Source organism: Sinobaca sp. TMA16-18, assembly GCF_059510535.1.
Map to the genome: position 1 here is coordinate 259,371 of NZ_JCAKFM010000002.1, position 26,633 is coordinate 286,003.

The 26,633-nt window shown below is 46.6% G+C and carries 29 protein-coding genes and 1 riboswitch; of the genes, 18 read left to right on the forward strand and 11 right to left on the reverse strand.

Features of this window, described 5'->3' with window-relative positions; translation table 11 throughout:
- Positions 1–26: 26 nt before the first annotated feature.
- Complete coding sequence (locus AC5W14_RS05015) at positions 27–1,214, reverse strand: MFS transporter (RefSeq protein ID WP_496059864.1); 1,188 nt, start codon at positions 1,212–1,214, stop codon at positions 27–29.
- A 5-nt stretch (positions 1,215–1,219) separates the two neighbouring features.
- Positions 1,220–1,588 (reverse strand): MarR family winged helix-turn-helix transcriptional regulator, encoded by a 369-nt coding sequence (locus tag AC5W14_RS05020; protein ID WP_496059863.1) that lies wholly within the window; start codon positions 1,586–1,588, stop codon positions 1,220–1,222.
- A gap of 240 nt (positions 1,589–1,828) precedes the next feature.
- Here AC5W14_RS05020 and AC5W14_RS05025 point away from each other — a divergent pair, with 240 nt between their 5' ends.
- From AC5W14_RS05025 to AC5W14_RS05035, 3 genes are all read left to right on the forward strand, one after another.
- Entirely contained in the window at positions 1,829–2,755 is a 927-nt protein-coding gene (locus AC5W14_RS05025; RefSeq protein ID WP_496059862.1) for a manganese-dependent inorganic pyrophosphatase, read from the forward strand.
- A gap of 89 nt (positions 2,756–2,844) precedes the next feature.
- The gene (locus tag AC5W14_RS05030; RefSeq protein WP_496193825.1) at positions 2,845–3,513 is read left to right on the forward strand and encodes an MOSC domain-containing protein; all 669 of its coding nucleotides are present in this window, start codon (positions 2,845–2,847) and stop codon (positions 3,511–3,513) included.
- Positions 3,510–4,817, forward strand: a complete 1,308-nt coding sequence (locus AC5W14_RS05035) for a hypothetical protein (RefSeq protein ID WP_496193826.1) — start codon at positions 3,510–3,512, stop codon at positions 4,815–4,817. The genes AC5W14_RS05030 and AC5W14_RS05035 overlap by 4 nt, the downstream gene beginning before the upstream one ends.
- A 19-nt stretch (positions 4,818–4,836) precedes the next feature.
- Here AC5W14_RS05035 and moaC read toward each other — a convergent pair whose 3' ends face one another.
- From moaC to AC5W14_RS05050, 3 genes are read right to left on the reverse strand one after another with little or no spacing between them, the layout of a single operon-like run.
- A complete protein-coding gene (gene moaC / locus AC5W14_RS05040) occupies positions 4,837–5,325 on the reverse strand; it encodes a cyclic pyranopterin monophosphate synthase MoaC (RefSeq protein ID WP_496059859.1) in 489 nt (162 codons plus the stop codon).
- Positions 5,318–5,938, reverse strand: coding sequence for a molybdenum cofactor guanylyltransferase (locus AC5W14_RS05045; RefSeq protein ID WP_496193827.1), 621 nt, complete (start codon positions 5,936–5,938; stop codon positions 5,318–5,320). The genes moaC and AC5W14_RS05045 overlap by 8 nt, the downstream gene beginning before the upstream one ends.
- On the reverse strand, positions 5,935–6,426 hold the full coding sequence (locus AC5W14_RS05050) for a MogA/MoaB family molybdenum cofactor biosynthesis protein (protein ID WP_496059857.1): 492 nt from the start codon (positions 6,424–6,426) through the stop codon (positions 5,935–5,937). Before AC5W14_RS05050 ends, AC5W14_RS05045 begins: the two co-directional genes overlap by 4 nt.
- Positions 6,427–6,780: 354 nt before the next feature.
- On the opposite strand from AC5W14_RS05050, the gene moaA reads away from it, so the two are divergent.
- From moaA to AC5W14_RS05085, 7 genes are read left to right on the forward strand one after another with little or no spacing between them, the layout of a single operon-like run.
- Entirely contained in the window at positions 6,781–7,800 is a 1,020-nt protein-coding gene (gene moaA / locus AC5W14_RS05055) for a GTP 3',8-cyclase MoaA (RefSeq protein WP_496059856.1), read from the forward strand.
- 6 nt (positions 7,801–7,806) lie between these two features.
- A complete protein-coding gene (locus AC5W14_RS05060) occupies positions 7,807–8,826 on the forward strand; it encodes a ThiF family adenylyltransferase (protein WP_496193828.1) in 1,020 nt (339 codons plus the stop codon).
- Positions 8,827–8,838: 12 nt separating this feature from the next.
- Positions 8,839–10,119 carry a molybdopterin molybdotransferase MoeA gene (locus AC5W14_RS05065; protein WP_496193829.1) on the forward strand — a complete coding sequence of 427 codons (1,281 nt, stop codon included), beginning with the start codon at positions 8,839–8,841 and terminating at the stop codon, positions 10,117–10,119.
- Positions 10,083–10,601: a molybdopterin-guanine dinucleotide biosynthesis protein B gene (mobB, locus tag AC5W14_RS05070; RefSeq protein ID WP_496193830.1), complete on the forward strand. Its 519-nt coding sequence runs from the start codon at positions 10,083–10,085 to the stop codon at positions 10,599–10,601. Before AC5W14_RS05065 ends, mobB begins: the two co-directional genes overlap by 37 nt.
- Positions 10,598–11,068, forward strand: coding sequence for a molybdenum cofactor biosynthesis protein MoaE (locus AC5W14_RS05075; RefSeq protein WP_496193831.1), 471 nt, complete (start codon positions 10,598–10,600; stop codon positions 11,066–11,068). The genes mobB and AC5W14_RS05075 overlap by 4 nt, the downstream gene beginning before the upstream one ends.
- Positions 11,069–11,070: 2 nt before the next feature.
- Complete coding sequence (gene moaD / locus AC5W14_RS05080) at positions 11,071–11,304, forward strand: molybdopterin converting factor subunit 1 (RefSeq protein WP_496059851.1); 234 nt, start codon at positions 11,071–11,073, stop codon at positions 11,302–11,304.
- A 36-nt stretch (positions 11,305–11,340) separates the two neighbouring features.
- Positions 11,341–13,134, forward strand: coding sequence for a S9 family peptidase (locus tag AC5W14_RS05085; protein ID WP_496193832.1), 1,794 nt, complete (start codon positions 11,341–11,343; stop codon positions 13,132–13,134).
- 57 nt (positions 13,135–13,191) lie between these two features.
- Here AC5W14_RS05085 and modA read toward each other — a convergent pair whose 3' ends face one another.
- From modA to fdhD, 3 genes are all read right to left on the reverse strand, one after another.
- Positions 13,192–13,953 carry a molybdate ABC transporter substrate-binding protein gene (modA, locus tag AC5W14_RS05090; RefSeq protein WP_496059849.1) on the reverse strand — a complete coding sequence of 254 codons (762 nt, stop codon included), beginning with the start codon at positions 13,951–13,953 and terminating at the stop codon, positions 13,192–13,194.
- A 113-nt stretch (positions 13,954–14,066) separates the two neighbouring features.
- On the reverse strand, positions 14,067–14,294 hold the full coding sequence (locus AC5W14_RS05095; protein WP_496059848.1) for a hypothetical protein: 228 nt from the start codon (positions 14,292–14,294) through the stop codon (positions 14,067–14,069).
- A gap of 16 nt (positions 14,295–14,310) precedes the next feature.
- Positions 14,311–15,114, reverse strand: coding sequence for a formate dehydrogenase accessory sulfurtransferase FdhD (gene fdhD, locus AC5W14_RS05100; RefSeq protein WP_496059847.1), 804 nt, complete (start codon positions 15,112–15,114; stop codon positions 14,311–14,313).
- Positions 15,115–15,499: 385 nt separating this feature from the next.
- Between fdhD and AC5W14_RS05105 the strand changes: the two genes are divergently transcribed.
- The 3 genes from AC5W14_RS05105 (at position 15,500) to AC5W14_RS05115 (ending at position 19,693) form a co-directional block, all read left to right on the forward strand.
- On the forward strand, positions 15,500–16,750 hold the full coding sequence (locus AC5W14_RS05105) for an L-lactate MFS transporter (RefSeq protein ID WP_496059846.1): 1,251 nt from the start codon (positions 15,500–15,502) through the stop codon (positions 16,748–16,750).
- Between the two features lie 60 nt (positions 16,751–16,810).
- Positions 16,811–17,173, forward strand: coding sequence for a Na-translocating system protein MpsC family protein (locus tag AC5W14_RS05110; protein ID WP_496059845.1), 363 nt, complete (start codon positions 16,811–16,813; stop codon positions 17,171–17,173).
- A gap of 171 nt (positions 17,174–17,344) precedes the next feature.
- The gene (locus tag AC5W14_RS05115; protein WP_496059844.1) at positions 17,345–19,693 is read left to right on the forward strand and encodes an FdhF/YdeP family oxidoreductase; all 2,349 of its coding nucleotides are present in this window, start codon (positions 17,345–17,347) and stop codon (positions 19,691–19,693) included.
- A gap of 64 nt (positions 19,694–19,757) precedes the next feature.
- Here the strand turns inward: AC5W14_RS05115 and AC5W14_RS05120 are convergent, their stop codons facing one another.
- Positions 19,758–20,681, reverse strand: coding sequence for an AEC family transporter (locus AC5W14_RS05120; protein ID WP_496193833.1), 924 nt, complete (start codon positions 20,679–20,681; stop codon positions 19,758–19,760).
- 163 nt (positions 20,682–20,844) lie between these two features.
- On the opposite strand from AC5W14_RS05120, the gene AC5W14_RS05125 reads away from it, so the two are divergent.
- The 3 genes from AC5W14_RS05125 to AC5W14_RS05135 all read left to right on the forward strand — a co-directional run bounded on the left by AC5W14_RS05125 (position 20,845) and on the right by AC5W14_RS05135 (position 22,947).
- Complete coding sequence (locus AC5W14_RS05125) at positions 20,845–21,288, forward strand: MarR family winged helix-turn-helix transcriptional regulator (RefSeq protein ID WP_496059842.1); 444 nt, start codon at positions 20,845–20,847, stop codon at positions 21,286–21,288.
- Positions 21,289–21,435: 147 nt separating this feature from the next.
- The gene (gene wrbA / locus AC5W14_RS05130; protein WP_496060094.1) at positions 21,436–22,053 is read left to right on the forward strand and encodes an NAD(P)H:quinone oxidoreductase; all 618 of its coding nucleotides are present in this window, start codon (positions 21,436–21,438) and stop codon (positions 22,051–22,053) included.
- A 162-nt stretch (positions 22,054–22,215) separates the two neighbouring features.
- Positions 22,216–22,947 carry a sulfite exporter TauE/SafE family protein gene (locus AC5W14_RS05135; protein WP_496193834.1) on the forward strand — a complete coding sequence of 244 codons (732 nt, stop codon included), beginning with the start codon at positions 22,216–22,218 and terminating at the stop codon, positions 22,945–22,947.
- Positions 22,948–22,993: 46 nt separating this feature from the next.
- On the opposite strand, the gene AC5W14_RS05140 is transcribed toward AC5W14_RS05135, so the two are convergent.
- Together AC5W14_RS05140 and AC5W14_RS05145 are read right to left on the reverse strand one after the other, a co-directional pair.
- Entirely contained in the window at positions 22,994–23,356 is a 363-nt protein-coding gene (locus AC5W14_RS05140; protein WP_496059840.1) for a DoxX family protein, read from the reverse strand.
- Between the two features lie 23 nt (positions 23,357–23,379).
- Positions 23,380–24,045, reverse strand: a complete 666-nt coding sequence (locus tag AC5W14_RS05145) for a universal stress protein (RefSeq protein ID WP_496059839.1) — start codon at positions 24,043–24,045, stop codon at positions 23,380–23,382.
- A gap of 167 nt (positions 24,046–24,212) precedes the next feature.
- Here AC5W14_RS05145 and AC5W14_RS05150 point away from each other — a divergent pair, with 167 nt between their 5' ends.
- Both AC5W14_RS05150 and fdhA read left to right on the forward strand, forming a co-directional pair.
- Complete coding sequence (locus AC5W14_RS05150) at positions 24,213–24,374, forward strand: hypothetical protein (RefSeq protein ID WP_170146875.1); 162 nt, start codon at positions 24,213–24,215, stop codon at positions 24,372–24,374.
- A 492-nt stretch (positions 24,375–24,866) separates the two neighbouring features.
- Positions 24,867–26,078, forward strand: coding sequence for a formaldehyde dehydrogenase, glutathione-independent (gene fdhA, locus AC5W14_RS05155; RefSeq protein ID WP_496059838.1), 1,212 nt, complete (start codon positions 24,867–24,869; stop codon positions 26,076–26,078).
- A 206-nt stretch (positions 26,079–26,284) separates the two neighbouring features.
- Positions 26,285–26,480, forward strand: a riboswitch (cobalamin riboswitch).
- The last annotated feature ends 153 nt before the right edge of the window (positions 26,481–26,633 follow it).

The window sequence follows — 26,633 nt, forward strand, 5'->3', positions numbered from 1 at the left end:
TTTGATAAGAGCAAACAAAAAAGAGTCTAGTGGACAGACTGCACGCGAAGCATGTTTCGATACAGGAGCATATAAATGCCAAGTGTCGCGAGGACAAGCGTTCCGCATATTATATATACGAAGGAATACGTCATCAGTGAAGCAATGGTTCCAAGGACAAAGGAGCCCACGGCAATTCCTGAATCAAACAGCATGAAAAAAGTGGCAGTGGCATGGCTTGTCCGCCCGGGAGGCGAAGCCTGAATGGCCATCGTCTGCAGGCTCGGCAGAATCGAGCCGTAGCCGAGGCCGATCAGGCCGCCGGCGATAAGCAGCACAGCTGTTGTCGTAACGGTGCTGAGCAGAAACAACCCTGCAGAAAACACAAGCAGGGATGGAATAATAACGTAAGCGGGGCCCGCCCGGTCAAACAGTCTTCCTGTAAACGGCCGGGACAAAAGCATAACAGCTGCAAAACAAACGAAGAACAAATTAACCGCATGAAACAGGTTAATGGACTCCGCATAAACGGAAATAAAAGAAATAACACTAGCGTAGGAAAACGCGGCTAAAAATCCAATGCTGGATGGCAGAACCGCTCGTTTTTCAACAAGGTCATGGACAGTCAGCTGTTTAAATACAGGCTGCCGCGAAGGTGTTTCTACCGGAAGGCGGATAAGAAACGTTAATAGAAATCCGAGAATGGAAACCGCCGCCAGTCCGCCGAATAAAACAGAATATGGCACAAAACGAACGGCGGTCAGCGCAATAAACGGCCCGGCGACGACCGCTAAGTTCATGGACATAATAAAATAGCCCAGGCCTTCACCTTTTCTGGCAGCAGGCACAAGGTCCGCTGCTGCAGCCAATAAAACCGTTGTAGCAATACTGAACCAGATGCCGTGAAAGAAACGAAGGGCCAGCAGAAACACAAGCTCATGAGCAAGCAGATACAAAAGCATGGAAAAGGCAAATAAAAGAACGCTCAGCACCAGCATTTTTTTCTTGCCGAAGCTTTCGATAATGCGGCCGGCAAAAGCTCTCGTAATAATGGCGGAAACTAAAAATATAGTCGTCGCGAGGCCGGCCTGTCCCTCTGTGCCGCCTAGTTCCTGTAGAACAAAAATAGGCAGGATCGTCAGCAGGGCATAGAACGCGAGAAATATAAAAAAATTATTAATCAGGGCAATCCAGAAAGGCTTTGTCCAGATTTTTTCTGAAGCGGTGGAGGACACAGGAGTTACCTTCTTTCTTCAGCATATTCGATTTTTTCCAGCAGCACAGCAAGCTGCTGCTTTTCGTCAGCAGACAGCCGGCAGAGCATGTTTCTTTCATGGCGTCTGACACTTGCATCTACGGCTGGGAAACATGCCAGGGTTTTCTCTGTCAGACTGACGACGCGTTCGCGCTTATCAATGCCGGATTGACGCTTTATATGACCGCTTTCTTCGAGCTTTAGAAGCGTACGGGTGATAGTGGGGGATTCCACGTGCAGGTATTCTGCCATTTCTTTCTGCGTCATGCTTCCATTTTTCTTCAGGCAGTAGAGAAGACTCCACTGAGAGCTGAACAGGGAATGTTCCTGAAGCTCATAGTTAATGGATTTCATGGAGAGGCGGACTTTCTGGTGCAGCAGTGTAAAAATATCGCGGTCGAGCGTAATAATAACCCCATCCTTCCATATAGTTACTTAGGTAATTAATTATTTAATCGAGTATAGCTTAAAAAGGGGCGGAAAGCAAAAATAGATTCCCTGGATAAAAATTGGTCCCGACTGCATTATTCGTAAAGGGTTTATGATAAAATACAAGAGTGAAAACAGCCAAAATACATACAAGGGAGAGATAGAATGAGTAAATTGCTAGTATTCGGCCATAAGAGCCCCGATACAGATACGATATGTTCAGCGATCGCACATGCTGCCTTAAAAAACAAAACAGGAGACGAGGCAGAAGCGGTAAGACTGGGTGAAATAAATGGAGAAACACAATATGCCCTGGATTATTTCAAGGTGGAAGCACCGCGCCTCGTGGAGTCGGTTTCCAATGAAACAGACCGCGTCAGCCTGGTAGACCATAACGAATCGCAGCAAAGCGTGGATGACCTGGCGGAAGTCAGCATTAAAGAAGTCATTGACCACCACCGGATTGCCAATTTCCAAACGTCCGAACCGCTTTATTATCGCGCCGAGCCGGTAGGGTGCACTGCTACTATTTTGAACAAAATGTACAAAGAGTATGGCGTGGAGATCGATAAGAACACAGCCGGCTTGATGCTGTCTGCTATTATTTCTGATTCCCTGCTTTTTAAATCACCGACATGCACACACGAAGATGTAGCTGCGGCTGAAGAGCTCGCTGCTATTGCAGGTGTTGATACGGACAGCTACGGCCTGGAAATGCTTAAAGCCGGAGCCGACATCAGCGGCAAAACAGAAGAAGAATTAATTTCTCTGGATGCTAAAGAATTCTCTATGGGAAGTGCAAAAGTCCAAATTGCCCAGGTGAATGCCATCGATCCAAGCGAAGTACTTGAGCGTCAGGCAGAAATTGAAAAAGTAATGAACGAGGCTGTCCAGAAGAATGGACTTGATCTGTTTGTCTTTGTCGTTACCGACATTTTAAACAGTGACTCTACTGCTGTAGCAGTAGGCAGCAAGACTGAAGCTGTAGAAAAAGCATTTAACGTCACGCTTTCCAACAACAAAGCAGTATTAGAGGGAGTAGTCTCACGCAAAAAGCAGATTGTTCCTGTTCTGACGGATGCGCTGAAATAAAATCAAAGCTGTCCGGATCTTTTTCCGGACAGGCTTTTTTTTAAGCTGAAAATGGTTTGGCATGCAGCACCAGGAGGAGGAGAGTGGTTGTGGAATCAAATATTGTATCGTTAAATGTTGGCGAAGCAGTGAACATTTCTTCAAAAAAGGACAGGCAGATTCTTTCCGGGATTAACAAACAAAGTGTAGGCGGGAAAACTGTTTTTCTTTCCGTCACCGGTCTTTCAGGAGATGTCCAGGCTGACCTGAAAAGTCACGGCGGCCCCGATAAAGCGGTATGTGTGTATCCAGTAGAGCATTATGAGCATTGGAAAAGCCACCACGGTATGGATATGAAAGAAGGGGCTTTTGGAGAAAACCTGCTTATCCGCGGCATGCCTGAAACAGAGGTCTGCATTGGGGATATTTATGAATGGGGAGATGCTGTTGTACAAGTAAGCCAGCCGAGACAGCCATGCTATAAGCTCGCCGAAAAGCACGGCATTCCGAGCCTTCCCTTATTTGTAAGAGAAAATGGCTTCTCCGGTTATTATTTTAGAGTGCTGAAAGAAGGAATGGTTTCCGCGGGAAGCCCATTAAAGAAGCAGGAAAGCGGTTCGGGCTTCTCGATTGCTGAAATTAATACGCTGACATACCAGCCGATTAATGATCATAAACCCATTCTTACGCTTCTTCACAGCCCGCTTCTTGCAGAAAGCTGGAAGAAAACGCTGCGGAAAAAATACGGGATTACAGAAACGGCAGGCGGAGATAGATGAAAAGAAAGTGGAGTTTTATTGCGATGGCAGGAAGCGCCGTTCTGCTTGCCTGCCTGCTTTTGCTGTTTTTTCTCTGGGATAATGACCCGTATGACTATCACAGCGGAGTAAACAGCGATCTGGATTTATCAAAAAACGATGAGCAGTTTGCTTTTTCTTATTTTCAGCAGGGGGAACGTTCCATTTATACTCTCCCGGTAAGCGGAGGGACCCCGGAACCGATTCCCAACGGAACGGGAGAAGATCAGCATCAGCCTTCCTTTAACGAAGACGGAACCGAACTTCTCTATTTATCAGACAGCGCCGAAGGGATAAGCTATTTAAATAAAATTAATCTGCTTACCCGGGAAACGGCCGAGTTAACATCAGAAAACTTACATATAAGAGATGCCATTTTCTCATTGGATGATGAAAAAGTGTATTTTATTGGGATCGAAACAGAAGATTGGTTCTCCGAAGATATGGAAGCGGCCGGCGGATTTGATGTATATGAAATGGACAGCAGCGGGGGAGAGCCGGTCAAGCTTACCGAAGAAGACAGCTATGTTATGAGCGCCCTTTCCCTCGCTGACGATGGTTCAGCCCTGTTTTACAGCGCAACGGGGGATGAAGGGGAAATAGTGAAAACTCATTCACTCGAGGATTCCAATTCCTACGAGACGTTGATCAACAGGCTGCCCTCAGGCGTCTATTCGCCAACGCTTTCCCCGGACGGAGAGGCATTTGCCTATACGACAGCATCCGACCGGGCAGAAGGAGATATGTACCAGTATGAACTTTTTGTTCTTAATATTGAAAATGGGGGAAGCGAACGCCTTACGGAAGGATCGATGAACGTCGATTCTCCGGTGTTTTTTCACGACTCTAATTATATTGCCTACATGGAACAGCAGAACTGGCCGGAAGATCCGCCGGTCTTTCAATTAAAGAGCATGGAGCTCGAATCGTCGGAAGCTCATGAGATTCCGATGCACACGTCAGATATTGATGGAACAGCGTTTCATCCTGCCCAGCTTCTGGATGCGATGCTTGATCCAAATGTGTTTGGAACGCTTTATACTATTCTGCTCGCAAGTGCCGTAGTGTTTACCGGCCTGGGCGGTGGAAATGTGTATCTGCCTCCCCTTATTGGCACGGTCATTTCCGCGCTGAGTGCGGCAGCGGCTTTTTATATGGTGGATGCGAGACCCTGGCTCATGATAGCCCCCGTGTCATTTAGCATTGGTATAGCAATCTGCACAGCTGCAGGATTTGCTGCTGCATTTATTTGGAAAAAAAGTACAGCAAAAAAAGAAGCCGCTTAGGGCTTCTTTTTTTGTATTGTCATCTTTCAGCGGCCTGGTAATCTCCACTTTTCCCGCCGGTTTTCCGGAGAAGCTTTGTTTCTTTAATTATCATGCCTTTATCGACCGCCTTGCACATGTCGTAAAAAGTAAGGGCCGCCGTGGTGGCAGCGGTAAGTGCTTCCATTTCCACGCCTGTGTTGCCTTTGCATTTCACTGTAGCCAGAATGTGCAGCTCCCATCCATCTTCCACCTGGTGATAAGCAAACGTAAGATCTGTCCCCTGCAGGGCAATCGGATGGCACATCGGAATAAGATCGGATGTTTTTTTGGCTCCCATAATGCCGGCCAGCTGGGCGGTATGAAGAGGATCGCCTTTTTTCAACTGCTGCTTTTCAATGGCTTCATACAGTTCATCGCTTAAATGAACGATACTTTGGGCTGTGGCGGTCCGGCTGGTTTCGTGTTTTTCGGAAATGTCGACCATGCGGGCGCGCCCTGATTCGTTGTAATGTGTAAATTCATTCATTGTTTTTACTGCTCCTTTTATTTAGGCCTGTCTTTTGTGGCGGGCGTTTCCAGTCCTCGGGGCGGTTAATATTAACAAAATCCTGTTGGTCCTCGGGATATTCTGCGTACAGGACGCTGACTTCACCAAGGAGGGCTTTCATGCTGCTGTTTTCCTGGCCGGCCTTATCCGCTGCGGCCAGGCAGGAGGAATGATACAACCCGTGCAGCGGCTGGATCCGGCCGCCGGACACTGGAATAACTGCCTGTTTATTTGTGGAGGCTTCTGCCTTTTTAAGCAAAGAAGCAACAAATTTTGAGGTGACAAACGGGATATCGGCAGCTAAAAGAAACAACCAGCTCTCCGGCTCCACATGACGGAGGGCCTCTTTCAGCCCAAAAAGGGGTCCGGAAAACGGATCCGGTTCTATAATGATCGAAGCCAGGCGGCTGTCGAATCGGTCGGCGAGCTCCTCATTTGTAATAATATATCTGTCGTCAATGCCGGCTTCTTTAAAAGCGTCAAGGCTGTATTGGTAGAGCGGCTTCCCGTTGTGAAGCTCAAACATTTTCGGCAGGCCGTACCGGGAAGAACGTCCCCCGGCAAGTACAGCTCCGGCTGCGGCAATGCTCATTTGGTTAATTCTCCGATCAAATGGGGAAGAGAAGGAATAATCAGCTTTTCCATGCCCAGCTGGACGGCATTGCTCGAACCCGGCAGTGCAAACACAGCGGTGCTGCCAATACTGCCGCCGATCGCCCGGCTGAACAATGCTTTAGCGCCGATTTCTTCATAGCTGAGCGTTCGGAACAGCTCTCCGTATCCATGCAGCTCTTTATCGAGCAGAGAGGCGACGGCTTCATATGTTACATCTTTCGGAGATACACCGGTGCCTCCATTCATAATAACCGCCTGAACCATGGGATCCTCCGCCCATTCCTTAAGCTGCTGCTCAATAAGCTGGCGGTCATCTTTGATAATGCGGTAGGCCTGAACGTGAAATCCGGCTTCTTCAAGAAAAGAATGAATCAGTTTTCCGCTTTTATCTTCTGCTTTTCCTCGTGTATCGGACATCGTCAGAACGGCTGCCCTTAAAGAACGTACGTCGTTTTCGTGGTGCATTCTTTTAATTCTCCTCTCCATATGTGTTAGAATAAGTCTCTAAAGAAGGTGCAGGCTGTTTTCTGTTTATTATTCTATCAGCTTTTTTCCGAATAAAGATACTAAAACAAATGACGGTGCTGTTTTTTCTCATCGATCGAACCTAATCCAGACAGCTTTATATCCTGCCGGACTTGATCGAACAGGATACAATACAGCTAACGAATGCATACAGGGTTGGAAGCCTTTTCAACGACTGGAAATTCATATATACCCTCCTCAGATGTTTCAGCTGTGGAGGAAACACATGCCGGCCTTTCTCTAATAAACCAGCGGCGGGCCGGATTTTTTTATCTATTCGCAGGGGGGATTAAGATGTTAAAGCAAAGCCCGACGCTTGACCAATACAAAAGGCCTCTGCAGGACCTGCGCATTTCAATTATGGACCGCTGTAATTTTAGATGCTCGTACTGCATGCCAAAAGAAATCTTCGGGGATGATTATGTTTTTATGCCGGAAGAGGAATTGCTGTCTTTTTCAGAAATTACGATGCTGGCAGAAGAATTTGCTGCACTCGGCGTAAAAAAATTAAGACTGACAGGCGGCGAGCCGCTGCTTAGAAAGAATGTACCCGAGCTGATAGAACGGCTTGTAAAAATAGAAGGAATTGAAGATATTGCTCTTACAACAAACGGCGTCCATTTAGTGAAGCAGGCTAAAGCATTAAAAGAGGCCGGCCTGATGCGGATTAATCTCAGTCTGGACGCGATCGATCCACAGGTGTTCCAGGAAATGAACGGCCGGAAAGTGAAGCCGGATATTGTCCTGAAAGGGATGCAGGCCGCGATGGATGCAGGACTGCATGTGAAAGTTAATATGGTCGTTCGAAAAGGGGTCAATGACCAGGAAGTAATCCCAATGGCCAAATACTGCAAAGATATTGGCGTGACGCTCCGATTTATTGAATTTATGGATGTCGGCCAGACGAACGGATGGGACTTCTCACAGGTGGTCACAAAAAAAGAGCTGCTGGAAATGGTATCCACGATTGCACCGCTGCAGCCGCTTGAGCGTGAGTACCTCGGCGAAGTCGCCAACCGCTACGGATATGAAGGGTCCAACGTGGAGGTAGGTTTTATCTCTTCTGTATCGGATGCTTTTTGCGGAACATGTACGAGAGCGAGAATTTCTGCAGACGGTAAACTCTTTACCTGTCTGTTCGCCGAAACCGGCACTGATCTAAAAACGCTTGTTCGAAGCGGGGCTTCCCCGGCTGAAGTCAGACAGTTTATTGAACAGGTATGGCATGGCAGGACGGATCGTTATTCAGAGGAACGGACCGAAGAAACGGTGAAAAACCGTAAAAAAATCGAGATGTCCTATATCGGAGGATAGAACAGAATGAATGATAGATACTCAAGGCAGATACTCTTTCCGGGCATCGGAACAGACGGGCAGGCTGATCTGCAGAAAAAGCACGCGCTTATACTCGGCGCAGGTGCACTTGGCAGCGCTGCTGCCGAAACGCTTGTACGCGCAGGAGTTGGAGAATTAACGATTATCGATAGAGATTATGTGGAATGGAGCAACCTTCCAAGACAGCAGCTGTATGGAGAAAAAGAAGCAGAAGCCAAAATGCCGAAAGCCATCGCAGCCAAAGAGCGCCTGCTGGCAATTCGCAGCGACGCGGTGATTCACAGCTTAGTGATGGATGCGACCGCTGAAAAGCTCGAAGACATTGCCCCGGGGTTGGATATTATTATCGATGGATCGGATAACTTTGATATTCGGTTTATTTTAAATGATCTTTCCCAGAAATACGGGATTCCCTGGGTATTCGGCGCCTGTGCCGGGAGTTACGGCATGAGCTTTACGATTCTACCGGGGCACACGCCCTGCCTGCAGTGTATTCTGCCGGCCATTCCGGCGTTCAGCGTAACGTGTGAAACAGACGGGGTCATTGCCCCGGCGGTGCAGATGACATCCGCGTATCAGACCGCTGAAGCCCTGAAGATTCTTTCCGGACGAACAGAGGCGGTGCAGACAAAGCTGACGTTGTTTGACGTCTGGAAAAACCAGCATCATGCCATTCAAGTAGGAAAAACGAAAAAAGAAACGTGTCCTTCCTGCGGCACTTCACCGACGTACGCGCATTTAGCCGGCGCAGATGATACGAAAATGGCGGTGCTCTGCGGAAGGGATACGGTACAGATTCGTCCCGAAACCACCCGTTCATACGATTTTACGTATTTGGAAACCAAGCTCGGCCGGCATGGCCGGGTCCAGAAAAACCCTTACCTGCTGTCCTGCGTGCTTCCGGACTATCGTCTGGTCGTATTCCGGGACGGCCGGGTACTCGTGCACGGCACAAAGAAAGTAGAACAGGCCAAAGCAATTTATGAAAAATACTTTTTATCGTAAGGAAGATGCCGAATGGTAGAAAAAAGAAAACCGATGCCCGTAGAAGATGCGGTACGATCCGTCATGAAACAGACACTGGTTTCTGAAACGGAGATGCTTCCGCTCGCAGAAGCCCACGGACGTATTCTGGCGGAAGATTTAACAGCTGATCACGATGTGCCCCCTTTTAACAAATCCCCATATGACGGATTTGCCGTGCGGTCAGAAGATACAGCAGGAGCCGGAAGAGACCATCCTGTTACGTTAACTGTAGCTGGTGAAATCGGTGCGGGATCAGTATTTTCACGGCCGGTCGAAAAAGGAGAAACGGTCCGAATCATGACCGGTGCCCAAATTCCCGACGGCTGTGACGCGGTTGTCATGCTGGAGCTCGTAAACGAAATAAATTCTACCGCGATAGAACTGAAACGGGAGATTAAGCATAATGACAATATTTCTTTTCAGGGAGAAGATGCCAAAAAAGGCACAGCACTCGTGAAAAAAGGTACATTTATCAATCCTGGTATTTCAGCGCTGCTGGCCACCTTCGGCTTTGCCCAAGTGCCGGCAGCGAAAAAACCCCGGATCGGCATTATTGCTACAGGCAGTGAACTGCTCGAAGCTGGAGAACCGCTTGAACCAGGGAAAATCCGAAACAGCAATGCATACATGGCGATTGCCCAGGTGGAAAGAGCCGGCGGTGAAGCAGTGTATTTCGGGAAGTTTAACGATGACTTTGATGACTGTCTGAAAGCGACCACTGAGGCCCTGCAGGATGTGGATGCTTTAATTACAACAGGTGGTGTATCTGTCGGAGACTACGATTACATGCCGGCTATTTTCGAAAGTCTGGGAGCGGAAGTATTGTTTAATAAAGTAGCAATGCGTCCGGGAAGTGTGACAACAGTCGCGACAACAGGCAGTAAAGTACTGTTTGGTCTGTCCGGAAATCCTTCCGCCTGCTACGTTGGATTCGAACTGTTTGTCCGCCCACTAATGAGAACAGCGATGAAAAGCAGCCGGCCGCACTTGAAAAGACAGTCCGCCTTTTTAGCGATGGACTTTCCAAAAGCAAACCCGTTTACCCGTTTCGTGCGCGCGTCTTCGTATGTAGAAGAAGGAAAAGTGTACGTGAAGCCGGCGGGGCTTGATAAATCAGGATCGGTCACGTCAATTGCCGGAGCGGATGTATTTATTGTTCTGCCCGGGGGCACGAGAGGCTATGAAAAAGGAATGAAAGTAGATACCCTTCTGCTTGAAGATACAGAGGGAAGTGAATGGCCGTGGAGCAGCATCGTCCCGTCTTACAGATAACCGGTTTTCAAAACAGCGGCAAAACGACACTTGCCGAAAAACTGATCCGTGCTTTTGCAGATATGGGATGGAGTACGGGAACAATTAAACATCACGGGCACGGCGGCACGCCGGACATCCCGGAAGATAAAGACAGTGGAAAGCACCTGGCAGCAGGTGCTTCTGCTGCATTTGTAGAGGGAGGCGGCATGCTTCATATCCAATCACCGAGTGCCGGATGGTCCCTTGAGCGCTTAATTGATGCCCAGGCTTTGTTCGATCCGAAGATTGTACTCGTGGAAGGCTATAAGAAAGCCCCTTACCCGAAAGTCGTTATGATCCGCACAAAAGCAGATATGAATCTGCTGAAAGACAGTGAACAGGTGCTTTGTTTCATTTCCTGGGACAAAAACCTGACAGACAAAGAGATTCCAGTGTTTTCTATAGAGGAAAGCCCGCAGTATATGGAATTTATTATAAATCAAATGAGGGACGCTTTATGACAGAGGACACGTTATTTTCGATTTCGAACCGGCCGCTTGACCCGGCAGAACTTATAAAAAAGGTAGAACACCGCAACTGCGGAGCGATTACGACTTTTATAGGCACGGTCCGGGAAATGACGCACGGAAAAAAAACGCTGCGGCTGGAATACCAGGCGTACGAAAAGATGGCCGTAAAAAAGCTGGAAGAGATCGGCAGTGAAATTGAAGAAAGGTGGCCGGGGGCTATTACAGCGATCACCCACCGCACCGGAATGCTTGATATTTCGGATATTGCTGTCGTCATTGCCGTTTCTTCACCGCATCGGAAAGCCGCTTACGAAGCAAACGAATATGCGATTGAGCGCATTAAAGAAATCGTGCCGATTTGGAAGAAGGAATATTGGGAAGATGGAACGAAATGGATAGGAGACCAATTGGAGAACACTCCTTATGAAAAAGGTTTCCCTGACAAAGGAGAGAAATAAAAATGATTAAAGTGTTGTTTTTTGCCCGCCTTCAGGACGAAGCCGGGACAGAAGCGCTGGAAGCCCCAAAAGCAGGTCTGACAGTTCAGGAAATAAAAACATGGCTGAAAGAAGAGTACCAGCTTGTCTCTTTGGATCAGGCGATGGCAGCGGTAAATGAAGAATTTGCCGAAAATGAGGATACGCTTTCTGATGGGGATACGATTGCTTTTATTCCACCGGTAAGCGGCGGATAAGACAAAAAATACGGAAAAAAAGGGCGGGGAAGCTATATGATATCGTTTCATAAACCGAAAGCCGAACAGTTTTTCCAGACAACAATCATTCAGCAATTTGCTGTAAATACAGAAGAATCCCAGCTCATGTTCAGTTCCAACATGAACGGAGCATTTAATATCTGGGGAATGGACCTGCCTCATACGTTTCCCTACCCGCTTACGTTCATTAACCAAAGCTGCCACGGCATTCATTATGCAGAAAACTCCGATTTTGCCGTCGTGAGCTTTGATGAAGACGGAGATGAAAACAGCCGGCTGTACGCCATGCCGCCGGAGGGAGGACAGCTCGTCCCGCTTCGTACCGCGGAAGGAGAAAGACATTTCTTCGGCTCTCTATCTGACGACGGAAAGCGCCTGTATTATACAACGACGAGAGACAATGCGACTTTTTTGAATACGTACTGTTATGACCTGGAAAACGATACGGAAAAGCAGGTGATCGAAGGAAGCGGCGGCGCCACCTATTTTGCGGCACGCAGCCCGGAAGAGCAGACGATTGCGTTTATCCGCCATTTTGCCAATACATATGTTTTGGGCTATCTGTTTAAAGGAGACAAAGAAGTCCAGCTCACGCCGGAAAGCGGGGAGCAGCACACGGTGTCGGATATCGTGTTTACAAGCGAGCAGGACATCTACCTGCTCACCAACTGCGGAGAAGACTTTACCTACCTGGCTCATTTTGATGTGGCACACGAACAGTTTACAAAGCTTCTGGATGCGCCGGAAGGGGAATTTTCGAGCCTTCATTTTGATGAAGATAGAAAAAAGCTGTATTTGTCTGCTTCCCTCGGCGTAGAAGACCGGCTGTATGTGTATGAACTGAAGAAAAAAACACTGGATAAAATAAAAACGCCGGTGGATGTAATAGAGCAGATTACGATAGGGAAAAGCGGATCGGTCTATTTGATGGGCCGCCGTGCCGTTGAGCCGTTTAATATTTTTAAGCTGGCTGACGGAACACCGGACTGGGAGCGGCTGACTTCTTTTAAAGTGCCCGGCATTGCAGAAGAAAGTCTCGTAGACCCGGACGTCATCCGTTATCCTTCCTACGACGGACTGGAAATAGAAGCACTGTATTTTAAAGCAAAGCCGGACGTGGATAACGGGTATTTGATCCATTGGCCGCACGGAGGGCCGCAGGCATCTGAGCGGAAGATGTTCCGGGCGCTGTTCCAGCTTCTTTTGAATCGGGGTTACAGCATTGTTGCTCCTAACTTCCGGGGTTCCACAGGCTACGGCCTGTCTTTCATGAAAATGGTGGAAGGTGACTGGGGATATGGACCGAGGCTTGATAATGTAAAAGCAATGGATTACATGATTGAACAGGGATATGCAGACAAAGATAAGATTCTATTGATGGGCGGCAGCTACGGCGGCTACATGGCCCTGCTGCTGCACGGCCGACACGCGGACTATTATCAGGCCGTTGTAGATATTTTCGGAGTATCCAACTTGTTCAGCTTTGTGGAATCGGTGCCGGAACACTGGAAGCCGGTTATGAAACAGTGGGTCGGCGACCCGGAAACAGATAAAGCGAAGTTTACGGAAGATACGCCAATTACGTACCTGGATTCAATGACCAAGCCGATGCTCGTGATCCAGGGAGCAAATGATCCACGAGTCGTGAAGGCAGAATCGGACCAGATCGTAGAAGCGTTGAAAGAGAAAGGGTCCGCTGTAGAATATATCGTACTGGAAGATGAAGGCCACGGCTTTTCAAAAAAAGAAAACGAAATCAATGTATACAAAAGTGTACTCGCCTTTTTTGAAAAATATACGAAAAATTAAACTGGTGTTCTCTGCCTGAAATAAAAAAACAGCTGCCCGGAAAAAGGGCGGCTGTTTTTATTCGGGCTGCAGAAAACCGTAGGAATCAAATACTTCTTCTGCTTCCGGACCGGTAAGATAATCAAACGCCTCGCGGGCATTTTCATTTTCTGCACCGTCTGTGGTAAGTGCAATAGGATACTCAATCGGAGAGTGAAGGTCGGGGTCCACTGCCGTTACGATATCCACCTGGTCAGTGGAGGGAGCATCTGTTGCATAGACAAAGCCGGTTTCCGTTTCGCCGCTTGCCACAAAGAGTACCGCTTCTTTCACATTGCGCGATTGAACAATTTTGTGGACGATTTCATCATAAACACCAAGAGATTCCATCATTTCCTGGGTATAGATTCCTGCGGCAGTATCGGTTGGCGTGCCGGCGGCCAGTTTATCAACCGCATCCGTCGTTAAATCATCGAGCCCTTCCAGTTTTTCAGGCTCTCCGGCGTTTTCAATCATGACCAGCTCATTGGCGAGCACGATTTCTCTGGAATCCTGATCGATCAGCTGCTCGTCTTCAAGTGCATCCATCGAAACATTTGATGCGCTGAAGAAAATGTCCGCGTCCGCACCGTCCGCTATTTCGCCTTGAAGAATGCCGGAGCCTTCAAAAATGAATGTAACATCGGCGCCAAGAGCCGTTTCAAGCTCTTCTTCCATGGACTCAAGCGAGTCCTGAAGGCTTGTGGCGGCATAAATATTTATCGTATCTTCTTCAGCGGCGGGAGTGCACGCAGCAAAAAGAGGAAGCAGGGGAAGGAATACAAAGAGTGTACGTTTCATAAAAAAGCAACCTTTCTTCTTCAAGATCAATTTATGTTCTTCTTTCTAGTGTAATCGAAATGATACCCGGCGGGAAAAGAAAAACCTTCCATTTTGTGAATGGAAGGCGAACATTATACAGCCAGGTTGATAATAGCTTCGTTTCGCTCCGATTGTTCCTCGGGAGCTGCAAGATCATACTTTTTTAAAAGATGAAACAGTTCATTGAGTCGTTCCTGGGAAAGCTCTTCATGCAGCAGCGCATCTGCTTTTTGGGAAACCTCTTCCGGCATAAAGCCGCGCTGACTGTTCAGCTTTTCTTTTACCTGTTTCGGGGTGTGGTCAATACTGCAGGAACTCATGGAAAAACCTCCTTGTTTATGGATGGATACGTTCCGGGTGGGAATAAATATTAAAAGACTGCCCCCTAATAAAGCCTACGGCTGTAATGTTCAAGTCTTCAGCCAGTTCAATCGCCAGATTGGTCGGAGCTGATTTGGAAAGCACGACACCGACACCGATTTTGGCAGCCTTTGTCAGTACTTCTGAAGATAGGCGTCCGCTGAAAACAAGTACTTTGTCGCGGACGGGAATTTGGTTCTGCAGGCAGTAGCCGTACAATTTATCAAGAGCATTATGGCGTCCGATGTCAGTCCGGCTTACGATAAGCTCTTCCGGCGTACCGATAGCCGCATTGTGCACCCCGCCGGTGCCTTTAAATAAAGTACTTTCCTCCTGCATCGTTTTCATCAGACGGATGCACTGCGAAGCGGATAGAGTAACGGCGGATACCGCTGTTTTGGTTGTTTTGACATCGCTTTGAAAGTAGAACTGACGGCTTTTGCCGCAGCAGGAACCAATGACCCGCTTGGAGTACTGCGCGGGCTGCATCGTTTTGCCGCTTACGAGCTGCACGTAGGCAAATCCTTTGCTTTCATCAATCTCGAGCGAAGCAATCTCTTTATAAAACATGATTACGCCTTCGGAAGCAAGAAAACCAATCACCATTTCTTCAAAATGGGTGGGGGTGCAGACCATCGTAGCAAATTCTTCCCCATTTACATAAATCGTGAGCGGAAATTCGGTGACGATGCTGTCTTCTATTTCAGAAAAAGCCTCCTGGTTATAGCGGACGATCGTCCGCGTCAGGCTCATTTTATCTGCTGACTGTTCGATAGCCATGGGCATACCTCTTTTCGTAGGAGCTGTATCTTAATGAAAACACATTCATGAAAAGGAAACAACTATTCCGCCGGCCGTAAATTTCTCTTGTGCTTTCAGCAGAAACAAGATATGATTTATACGAAGTTCATGCACGTGAAGCGATAAAATTCCGAGGCAGCGATCCTGTTATCGGTTTTATTTGCAGCACATTTGTAAGCGATTACCTTTGGTGGAAAAGTAGCGCATACCTGCTTAATACTAAACGTCGTCCGACTTTTTTAAGGGATACTTGTATCCTTTTGGAGAGCTGGCGGCGTTTTTTCTGTTTTAAAGCAATGATTCCACCGCTATTAGTACCGTACGCCGGTTTTATACTATGAAATAAAAGAAAGAGGAGAAAAAAATGGGAAAAACAAAAAACCGCTGGCTCATCGCTCTTGCTGCTGTAGGCATACATATTTCAATAGGGTCAGTTTATGCCTGGAGTGTATTCACAAATCCTTTAATGGAGCAGTATGGCTGGGACTTAAGTGCAGTATCGATCACATTTAGTATAGCAATCTTGTTCCTTGGGCTCTCTGCCGCATTCATGGGACACTTTGTAGAAAAGCACGGTCCCCGTAGATCCGGTCTGGTGGCAGCATCGTTTTTTGGAGCAGGCATGATTGGCTCCGGTATTGCTGTATCGATTGAATCACTGGCTCTGCTTTATGTTACATATGGCGTTCTTGGAGGAATTGGACTTGGGGTTGGATACATTACGCCGGTTTCCACACTCGTGAAATGGTTCCCGGACCGACGCGGTCTGGCCACTGGACTCGCTATTATGGGCTTTGGTTTTGCAGCGATGATTGCAAGCCCGATTATGGCGAATTTAATTGAAAATGTCAGCATTTCCGGCACCTTTTTTATTCTTGGAAGTGTTTATTTTATTGTCATGATTTTATCTGCTCTTTATTTAGAGCGTCCGCCGGCGGGTTATATGCCGGAATACCAGCAGGGTGGTTCCGGTCGGGTTACGACTGATTTATCGCAGCTCACAGCGAATGAAGCAGTGAAAACAAGACGATTCTGGTTTTTGTGGATCATGTTATTTATTAATGTAACCTGTGGTATTGCCATTTTAGCAGTAGCATCTCCGATGGCCCAGGAAATTGCCGGACTCTCTGCAGCAGCGGCGGCAACAATGGTTGGCATCATGGGATTTTTCAATGGGGCAGGACGGATTGCCTGGGCGACGATTTCCGATTATATGGGACGTCCGAACGTGTATACGGCCTTCTTCGCCATTCAAATTGTTACCTTTTTCGCTCTGCCAAGTATTACAGCAGCGATTTTATTTCAGGCCGTACTGTTTTTAATTATTACTTGTTACGGTGGAGGGTTTGCTTCGATCCCGGCTTATATCGGCGACTTGTTTGGAACCAAACAGCTCGGCGCGATTCACGGCTATATTTTAACAGCCTGGGCCGCAGCAGGACTTGTCGGTCCTAACCTGGCTGCCTGGGTCAGAGAAACCACATCAAGCTATGCAGCGACCTTATATATTTTCGGAGGGATGTTTGTCATAGCGCTGATCGTTTCCCTCGTGATCCGCATTGATATTAATAAGCTCAAAAAAGAGAATGCGGTCAAAGCAAAAGCTGCGAGTTGACATTTCGATTAAATCCTTATAGGATTCTACGTAGCTGAACAAAAAAGGATTGGCATAGCAATGCATAAATATGAAGCAGAATTTAGTAATCTCGTCCGTTCGTTCCGCAAGAAACATATGGGCAAAGGACCAAGCATGATCAAGACTACGTTTTGTAAAAACTGGGCGATATGCGAAATGGAAGGCAATTTGTCTCCGATCGAAAAATTTATTTCCAGTTCAGACGAAGGCCGGCACATGCTCCGGGAAGCCAGAACCGAAATGGTCAAGGAAATATACCGGAAGACGCCTCCCGTCGAAATGGAAGAGTTTCTGCAGTGTAAATTTGTAGAGCTTTTCGTCGATATTGATATTGAACGAGACTTTGGCATGTCGATTTTCGTATTTGATGAGAATATCGAAGAAAAATTTTTAAAAGCATAACAAAAATCAGGTTAGGCACTTGGCAGCGTTCCTGTTAAAGACTCAACCACCGTATATCTCTTCCTTAGGGAGAGGTACGGTGGTTTTTTGTTTTAACGGAAAAACTGCCTGTACGATTAAAGGAAAGCGCTCTCCCAACATGCATTTATTACATATGAAGAGGTGGAAGAAATGGGAAAAACAAAACATACAGGACCAGTAAAATTGGATAAAAAAGTAACGCCAAGTCTTTGGGCGGGATTAACGCCTATGGGACTCGGCAAGGTGAAGCCCCATCATATCCGCGACACGATGAAAGTAGCATGGGACAATAAAGACAATGCCGCCTACGCCTATCGTATTCTGACAAAGGGAGTCTGCGACGGCTGTGCGCTCGGCGTATCCGGTCTTTATGACCAGACGCTTTCCGGACCGCACCTTTGTACGACAAGACTAAATGTGCTCCGTCTGAATACGGCACCGGCCATGAAAACAGACATTTTGGAAGATGTGGACCAGATGCGGGAGCTCGACAGCACCCAGCTTCGAAAACTCGGCCGGATTCCGTTTCCGCTTTCCCGTAAAAAAGGGGAGAAAAAATTCACCCGTATCAGCTGGGATACAGCGCTGGATCGTATCGCAGACAAAGCAAAAGAAATTGACCCCAAGCAGATGGCGTTTTACTTAACGGCCCGGGGCATAACGAATGAAGTGTATTATACGGCCGCGAAAATGGCACGGTTTATCGGCACAAATAATATAGACAACGCCTCGCGCATCTGCCACTCTCCAAGTAAAACGGCGCTGAAGCGTTCGCTTGGGATCGGCGCATCCAGCTGCAACTACAAAGACTGGATCGGCTCAGACGTTCTTGTCTTCTGGGGCAGTGTAGCCGCAAACAACCAGCCCGTTTCGACGAAATACATGTACGCTGCCAAAAAAGCAGGCACGAAAATTATTATGATTAACCCATACCGGGAGCCGGCTATGGAAAAATACTGGATTCCCTCTATCCCGGAAAGCGCCGTATTTGGCACGCAGATTGTAGATGACGTATACCAGGTTAATATCGGCGGGGATATCGCCTTTATGAACGGCGTGATGAAGCATTGGTTTGCGATGGAAGAAAAGCAGCCCGGTTCCGCCATTGACCATGCTTATGTGAACGAACATGCGAATGGTTTTGCGGAACTAAAGGCTCACATGCAGACACAGAGCTGGGCAGAGCTGGAGGTTTCTTCCGGCCTGTCGCAGGAACGAATTGCTGAATTTGCCGAGCTGCTCGCGCATTCCAAATCAGGTATCTTTATTTGGAGCATGGGCCTGACGCAGCATCGCTTTGCGACCGACAACATCTCCCAGGTAGCCAATCTGGCTATGCTCCGAGGCTTTATTGGACGCGAAAACTGTGGAGTGATGCCGATCCGCGGTCACAGCGGAGTGCAGGGATCCGGAGAAATGGGGGCAGATCCATTTGTGCTTCCGGGAGGAGATTTCACGGAGAGCAATGCAGCAAGACTGGAAGAGTTGTGGGGGTTTGATATTCCGAGATGGCAGGGGGACACGATCGGCCAGTCACTTGAGAATGCAGTACTTCCGGACGATCATGAGCGAAAGCTGAAACTGTTCTTTACGAGCGGCGGCAACTTTCTGGAAACGATGCCGGACCCGGATGCGATCGAAAATATTCTAAGCAGCGTAGAGCTCCGCGTGCATCAGGACATCATTTTTAATACGTCCACGTTAGTCGATGCCCAGGAGGAAGTCATTGTTCTTCCCGCTATGACAAGATACGAGCAGCCCGGTGGAGGCACGTCCACAAGCACGGAGAGAATGGTGTACTTCAGTCCGGAAATTGAAGGACCGCGCATTGAAGAGGCACGCTCAGAGTGGGAGATATACGTAGATCTGGCAGCGCGGATCCGTCCGGAGACGAGCGAAAAGATGAATTTCCAGGAAGCACATGAAATACGTGCGGAAATTGCGAAAGCCAACCCAAATTATGATGGGATCCAGCATTTGAAAGAGCAGGGAGACGTATTCCAGTGGGGCGGTGCCTGGCTCTGCGAAGGCGGTATATGCCCGACGCCGGATGGAAAAGGAACGCTGTTTGCCATTGATATTCCCGAGAACCGCCGGACGGAAGGAAACTTCTATGTGACGTCCCGACGGGGAAAGCAGTTTAATTCGATGATTTACAGCAGCAAGGATGCCTTTAATGGCGCGGACCGGTATGCAATTATTATGAATGAGGAAGACGCCGCTGTGTTAAATATTAAAGAAGGCGAAGCGGTCGTCACCTACAATAAATTTGGTACCTACCAGGGCACGGCAAAGTTTGAGGACATTGCGAAAAGCAACATTGCCGTCTACTGGCCGGAAGGGAACGTACTGCTTGATAAACGGGCGTACGAAGAGTATGCGCAGATTCCGGAATACAATATCGGCGCGGTCGTGGAAAAAGCGGAAACGTTCCATGCCCAGAAAGATCAGCGCTATGTAGAAAAACGGGTCGAAGAATTGGAAATGACTACAGAATAGGAAAAGAAGATAAATATGCGTCGTTTAAAAGCCCCGGAGCTTCCGGTGGCTTTTTTTATACTGTTTAAAAAAGAAGTTCGGACAGATAGACAACGATAGTTACCGTGACACTGCTGAGCATTGTAGAGATAAGAACGCCCTGAGCCGCATAGTCCGGATAATTATCGTATTCAAGTGCAAACAATGCGCTGTTCCGCGACATAGGGAAGGAGCTCGCAATAAATAAAGCCTGGGCGACGGTTCCTTCGATGCCAAGAAGCATGATAATACAAAAAGCGACGATCGGAGCAAAAATAAGACGCCCGAAAATAGCGGTAAAGAACAGAAAGGAAAAATGTTTCAGCGCTGGATAGGCGACCTGGGCTCCCAATGTAATTAAAGCAACTGCAAGAAAGCCGTCCGCAAGGTTTTGAAGTGGAATCCACAGAAAGTCGGGAATAGGAATAGAAAAGCCGTAAAAGATAAATCCGAGAAATAAAGCGTAAATGATCGGGGTTTTAAAAAGTTCTTTAATCATCCCGGCACCCGGACCGTTCGTTGAAGCGGAGTTCATCATGCCATATGTATAGGTAAGAATATTCTGGAACATCATCACAATAATCTGAATGGACGAACCGATGGGATTGGCCTGAAAGACGAGCTGGCTTACCGGAATACCGAAGTTGCCGGAGTTGTTGAGAACCACACTGTTTTTGAATGTGGCGGCAAGTTTTGGGTCCATCCCTGTGCTTTTAGCAAACAACGCAGTCAATACAGCGAGAACAAGAAACTGCAAAAATAAAAAGCCGCCTATTTCTAAAAGCAGGCCGGCTTCCATTTCATTTTCGTAAATATTCGTAAAAATGATGGTTGGCAGAAATAAATAAGTGAGAAGCTTGGAAAGCGTACTCAGCTGAAATTGAAAAATGCGGTGCAGCAGTGCTCCTGCAAACAATAAAATAAATACAGGCAGAATAATCTGCAGTAATATATTGAAAAGAAGTCCCATTTCATCCCACTCCAGCTAAACTTTTCCTTCAGTGTACCGAAATACAAAGAGAAATGCACTATTTATTAACAAAGAAAAAGTTGCATGAATCTGTAATGTATGGTAAATTATCTTTAATTCAAGATAATTGAATTCGAGACATAAACAAAAGGATATGAGTCTTATGACAGACAAACAGGTAGAAACTTCTGCTGCGCTGAAGTCTTTGATCGTTTTATCAAGAGCCCAGCATGCGGTGGAAGAAGAAGTGAGAAAAGACATTCAGTCCCACGGGTTAACACCTACGGAATTTGGTGTGCTTGAACTTCTTTACCATAAAGGCAGACAGCCTATCCAGCATATCGGAAAACGGATTCTGCTGACGAGCGGAAGCATGACCTACGTTATTGATAAGCTGGAGAAAAAAGAACTGCTGCACAGAGTCCGGTGTCCAAAAGACCGCCGGATCGTTTATGCTGAGATAACAGATAAAGGCTATCAGCAGATAGAACAGATCTTCCCGGCCCACGAACAGAAGATTACAGAAATATTCAGCGTACTGAGCCCGGAAGAAAAAGAACAGTTTATTGCCCTCTTAAAAAGAGTGGGACTGTCCCTTCAAAAATAGAGACATTTTACTTTTATAGGAGGTGAGTATTTCTTCAACACAGACTGCATAATCTGTTGATAACAGTGATAGTACAAATTCAGGCAAGGTGGAGAAAAAAACATGGGTCTATTTGATATTTTTAATTCGAAAGGAAGCGATGATACAATGGCAGACACAAAAATTGCAGTAATTTATTATAGTTCAACTGGTACAAACCACCAGATGGCTAAGTGGGCAGTTGAAGGAGCAGAAGCAGCAGGAGCAGAAGTAAAGCTTCTAAGAATAGAAGAAACAGCACCGGCAGCAGCACTTGATTCCAACCCGGCCTGGAGAGAGCACTACGAAGCAACAAAAGACATTCAGGCAGCTTCTACAGAAGACCTGGAATGGGCAGACGGCATTATCTTCAGTATGCCAACTCGTTTTGGTAACCTTCCGGCACAGCTGAAGCAGTATATTGATATGACCGGCGGCCTTTGGGCTCAGGGGAAACTTGTTAATAAAGTAGTAAGCGGCATGAGTTCTGCGAGCAACCCGCACGGCGGACAGGAAGCAACTATCCTTGCTCTTTATACTTCCATGATGCACTGGGGTGCAATCATTGCATCGCCGGGCTACTCTGATCCAATTACGTTTACTACCGGCGGTAACCCATACGGAACCAGCGCAACGGTAGGACAGGATGGAAATATCGTAGAAAACATTGAAGAAGCTGTAAAACACCAGGCGAGACGTACAGTGGAAATTACTTCAGGTGTAAAACAAGCCCAGCCAGTATCATAATATAAACAAAAAGAAGCAGCAGCCTGATATGGGCTCTGCTTCTTTTTTTATGTCGAAAAACCCTCTTATGCGCGGCTTTGGGACTCGAAAAAAAGGAGAAAAAGGTGTAACATAACGGGCGGAAGAACTATTGACGCAGTGAAGACAGAGGAGAGACGAAAAATGATGGAACTACTGCTTATTATGGTTATTCTGTTTGCAGGCAGCTTTATTCAGGGAATCAGCGGATTTGGATTCGGATTGTTTGCCATGGCGCTGCTGCCTTTTATATTCACAGTAAAGGAAAGCTCACTGCTGGTGATTGCCCTGGCTCTTGTCACGTCCGTAACTATTATGCTGAGATTTAGAAAGCACATTGATTACAAAAGCCTGGTTTACATATTGAGTGCGGCGGCAGCCGGCAGAATCGGGGCTTTTTTTATTTTGGATACATTTGGCGAAGAGGAAATAATGAAACGGATTTTGGGGGCCGTCCTGATAATGATGGTCATTTATATTTTTATGAAAAAGAAAACAGAGGATCCGGCACTGGCGGAGAAAAAATGGCTTCCTCTTACCCTCGGTTTTTTCGGAGGAATTGTAGGAGGTGTATTTGCAGTAGGAGGACCCTTTTTTGTATTTTATTTTCTGCTTCTCTTAAAAGATAAATATGCCTACACGGCGACGCTGCAGGCGACATTTGTGATAACAAGCCTGTTGACAGTGACCATCCATTTATTTAACGGCGATTTAGGCGGTACATTTATATGGTACTTCCTCGCAGGTGCTGTAAGTGTCATTGCCGGCTCGAATTTAGGGATGCATTACTTCAGCCATCTGTCTTCAGAAAGAATCAAACTGTGGGCCGGCATTTTAATTGCCCTTGCCGGGATAAATCTTATCCTGTTTAATTAAAGAAAGCCTGTCTCCCATTAGGAGGCAGGCTTTTTCTATGAGAGACTTATTTTGTATGGGAAGAGAGCTTCCAGGCCGATGTAATCAGCGGCCATTGCAGAAGGACCCGGATCCACAAAAGAAGCGGCTTCGGCTTCCCGCCTTTTTTCAGGGGCATGTTTGTTGCGGCCATATACAGGTTAGCTGGAAACACGAGCACCATTAATATGGACACTGCTTTTCCCGTCCAGGCGGTCCCTTTATTAATCAGCAGCAGCATGCCAAGGACCACTTCGGCTGCACCGGAAATGTAGACGGCGGCCATTCGTACTCTGCCGAGAAATGGAATCATTTTCGAAAAAAAGCCGGGGCGCTTGAAATGAGCCGCACCGGCTGCAGTAAGAATAAAACCAAATAATAGTCGGGCCATAAGGAAATTCTCCTTTCGCTGTGTTACTCTTTTGGAAAAATTTTCTCACGGACCGTGCCATGAATTACGCGGCCGATAACAATTTCCTTGCCGTGGAACGTTTTGAACAAACCGCTCTCAAAATCAGTATGCATATCTTTAAAGAAAATGCCTTCGATACATCCTTCCGGACAGTTTCCTAAATGAAGGGTATATGTCTCATTTTCTTTTGTAAGGTAGGCACGAACGCCTTTCTGATAATCACCGAAAGAAGGTGGGAGCTCGCGCTGTACAGACACAATATGAATATCAACGAAATCAATGCGCTTTAGGATTTCTGTAGCAATAGCTCCTTTTGTCAATTCCTGCCATTTGCTTCGGGCGCTTTTACCGATAACAATCTGGGTAATTTCCCGTTCTTTGGCTACATCTACGATAACTTCAGCTACTTTTCTGCCATTGGCCGGTTCAATCGTGAAATCAGCTTGGTACTGATCAGACAGACGCTGCCATTCTTCATGATTCTGCTGGTTCTCCAGGTAGTCTTCGTCTTCTCTGGAATTCTCGACAGTGATGACATGGAGAGGGGCATTAAAGGACTTGGCAATAGTTGATCCTCTGCGGATCAGCCGCTCTGCATCCGGCGGAAAAAAAACACAGACAAGAATGCTTTCGTCTCCTGGTTGATACGCTTCGTTAGTGTTCTTCATTAGTCGTCTCTCCTTATGGGACATTCGTCCGCTTTATATTTATAGTAACGTAAATTCTCCAAAAAGCATAAAAAAATCTGTTTTCCTGTACATATTCTACAAATAGGGAGATTAAATTTATACATGAAGGGTATATTATAGTATCAACATATAAAGGAGGGTATAATATGTTAAGTAAAATCGTACTCATTATAGGTTATGTTTTAGCAATAGCAGGTGTAATAAATCTTATTACTTCTCTTTTTGGAGCAGGAACAGGCATTTTGGGAGTAGGTATCGGTGGTTTAATCGTAGGCCTTATTCTAATCTTTTTGGCTAAACGAATATGACCCTGCACTAATACTATTATCTTAAGGCTCTTTGTACCGTTTGGTGCAAAGAGTTTTTTATTATGTTTTTTTAGTATATTAATATATCAAATAACTATATTTATATAGAATGTATAATTTTTCAAGTTCCAAAGGGCCTTTATTAAATTAACAAACATCCATCTAAAAGTCTATTCTTCTTAAAAGATTGCCAATACTTATTTTATATGGAAAAATATAAAAAAACCTTGTATAAATGGTCGCTTAAAAACGGAAAATCAATTACAATAATGATAGCGCTTTATTTTAGACCAGTGTAAATAGTCTGAATTTTTAATATATTAAAAGGAATGATTCCGTTTTACCGTATATTGAGAGGGGGGATGCTTCCTAAAACATTTTCAGCTGAATCTTCATTTTTCTATCTCCCGTCCTGAAGGTCACGGTTTGAACTCAACTACATGTGATAAGAAACTCCTGGAAAGCATAATCGAAAAGAAGGGATGGATTCATATGAACAAAGCAGTTGTTTACCGCGGAAAAGGAAAAGTAGAAATTGAGGATATCGGCTACCCTGACCTGATTCTAAAAGATGGGCCCGGCGTTCCTAAATCAAACGTAGGAAGAAAATGTGAGCATGGAGTCATCCTGAAAGTAGTAACGACCAATATATGTGGAAGCGACCAGCATATGGTCAGAGGCCGTACAACAGCACCGGAAGGGCTGGCGCTCGGCCACGAAATAACCGGTGAGGTTGTGGAAGTAGGCAGAGATGTGGAATTTATTAAAAAAGGCGACCTCTGCTCTGTGCCGTTTAACATTGCGTGCGGAAGGTGCCAGATGTGCAAAGAGCAGAATACGCATGTCTGCCTAAATGTAAATCCGGAACGTCCCGGCGGTGCCTATGGGTATGTAGACATGGGCGGCTGGGTCGGCGGCCAGTCGGAGTACGTCATGGTTCCTTATGCGGACTTCCAGCTGTTGAAATTTCCAGATAAAGACCTGGCAATGGAAAAAATAATGGACCTTACGATGCTGTCGGACATTTTCCCAACCGGTTATCACGGGGTTTATTCAGCGGGAGTACGCACAGGGTCTACTGTATATATCGCAGGCGCCGGCCCTGTAGGACTGGCAGCGGCTCACTCCGCACAGCTTCTCGGAGCTTCTACGGTAATTGTAGGAGACTTAAACGAAGAGCGGCTTGAGCAGGCGAGAAGTTTTGGATGTGAAACCGTTAACCTGCGGAAGCATGATAATCTCGGGGAACAGATCGATCAGATTGTCGGTGAGCCGGTTGTAGACTGCGCAGTGGATGCTGTTGGTTTTGAAGCTTCCGGTCACGGAGAAAACGCCGGAGAACAGCCTGCGATCGTATTGAATACGATTATGGACGTCACAAGAGTGGCAGGCAGACTGGGAATTCCCGGCTTATATGTAACTGAAGATCCAGGTGCCGCAGATGACGATTCAAAGGTTGGCTCCCTAAAAGTGAGAATTGGTCTTGGGTGGGCAAAGGCCCATACGTTTGTCACCGGACAAACACCGGCTATGCAATATCACCGCGATTTAATGAAAGCCATTTTGTCCGGGAAAGCTGATATTGCAAAAGCGGTTAATGCTACTTTGATCAGCCTGGATGAAGCTCCCCACGGCTATCAGGATTTTGATAAAGGCGCCGCAAAGAAATTTGTTATTGATCCTCATGGATCCGTCAAACAATAACGAAACATTACAAAAGCAGCAGGTCCTTCCTGCTGCTTTTTGCTGCCAAAAACTAAGTAATTATATCGGGATACTTAATACTAAATATGGACGAATAAATTTATTTTCATTCAATATATGCTATATTTTCGCCTTTTTACAGAAAGTTGAAGCAAACATGCCTTGACATGCTGCTCAGAAAAAAGATATAGTTTGTCTACAACAAAACCATATTAGTGGAAATAGGTGCTCTGATTGTCAATATCAGACTGAAAAGGGAAGACCGGTGTAAAGCCGGCGCGGTCCCGCCACTGTAACAGAAGAGTCACAGTTATTATGTCACTGGGGAGCAGATGCCCCCGGGAAGGCCGGCTGTGATGATGACACTGGAGCCAGGAGACCTGCCTATTTTACCAACACCGATTTTTACCTACGGGAGATAGGACGGGTGTTCCTGAGCGTACCATATACGAGCCAGGAGTATTTCTGCATGCACTCTCCCTTAGTGCACAGTGGAAATACTCTTTTTTTTATGAAATGGACGGATTCGGAACGGATCAGGACTAGTAAAAAAAA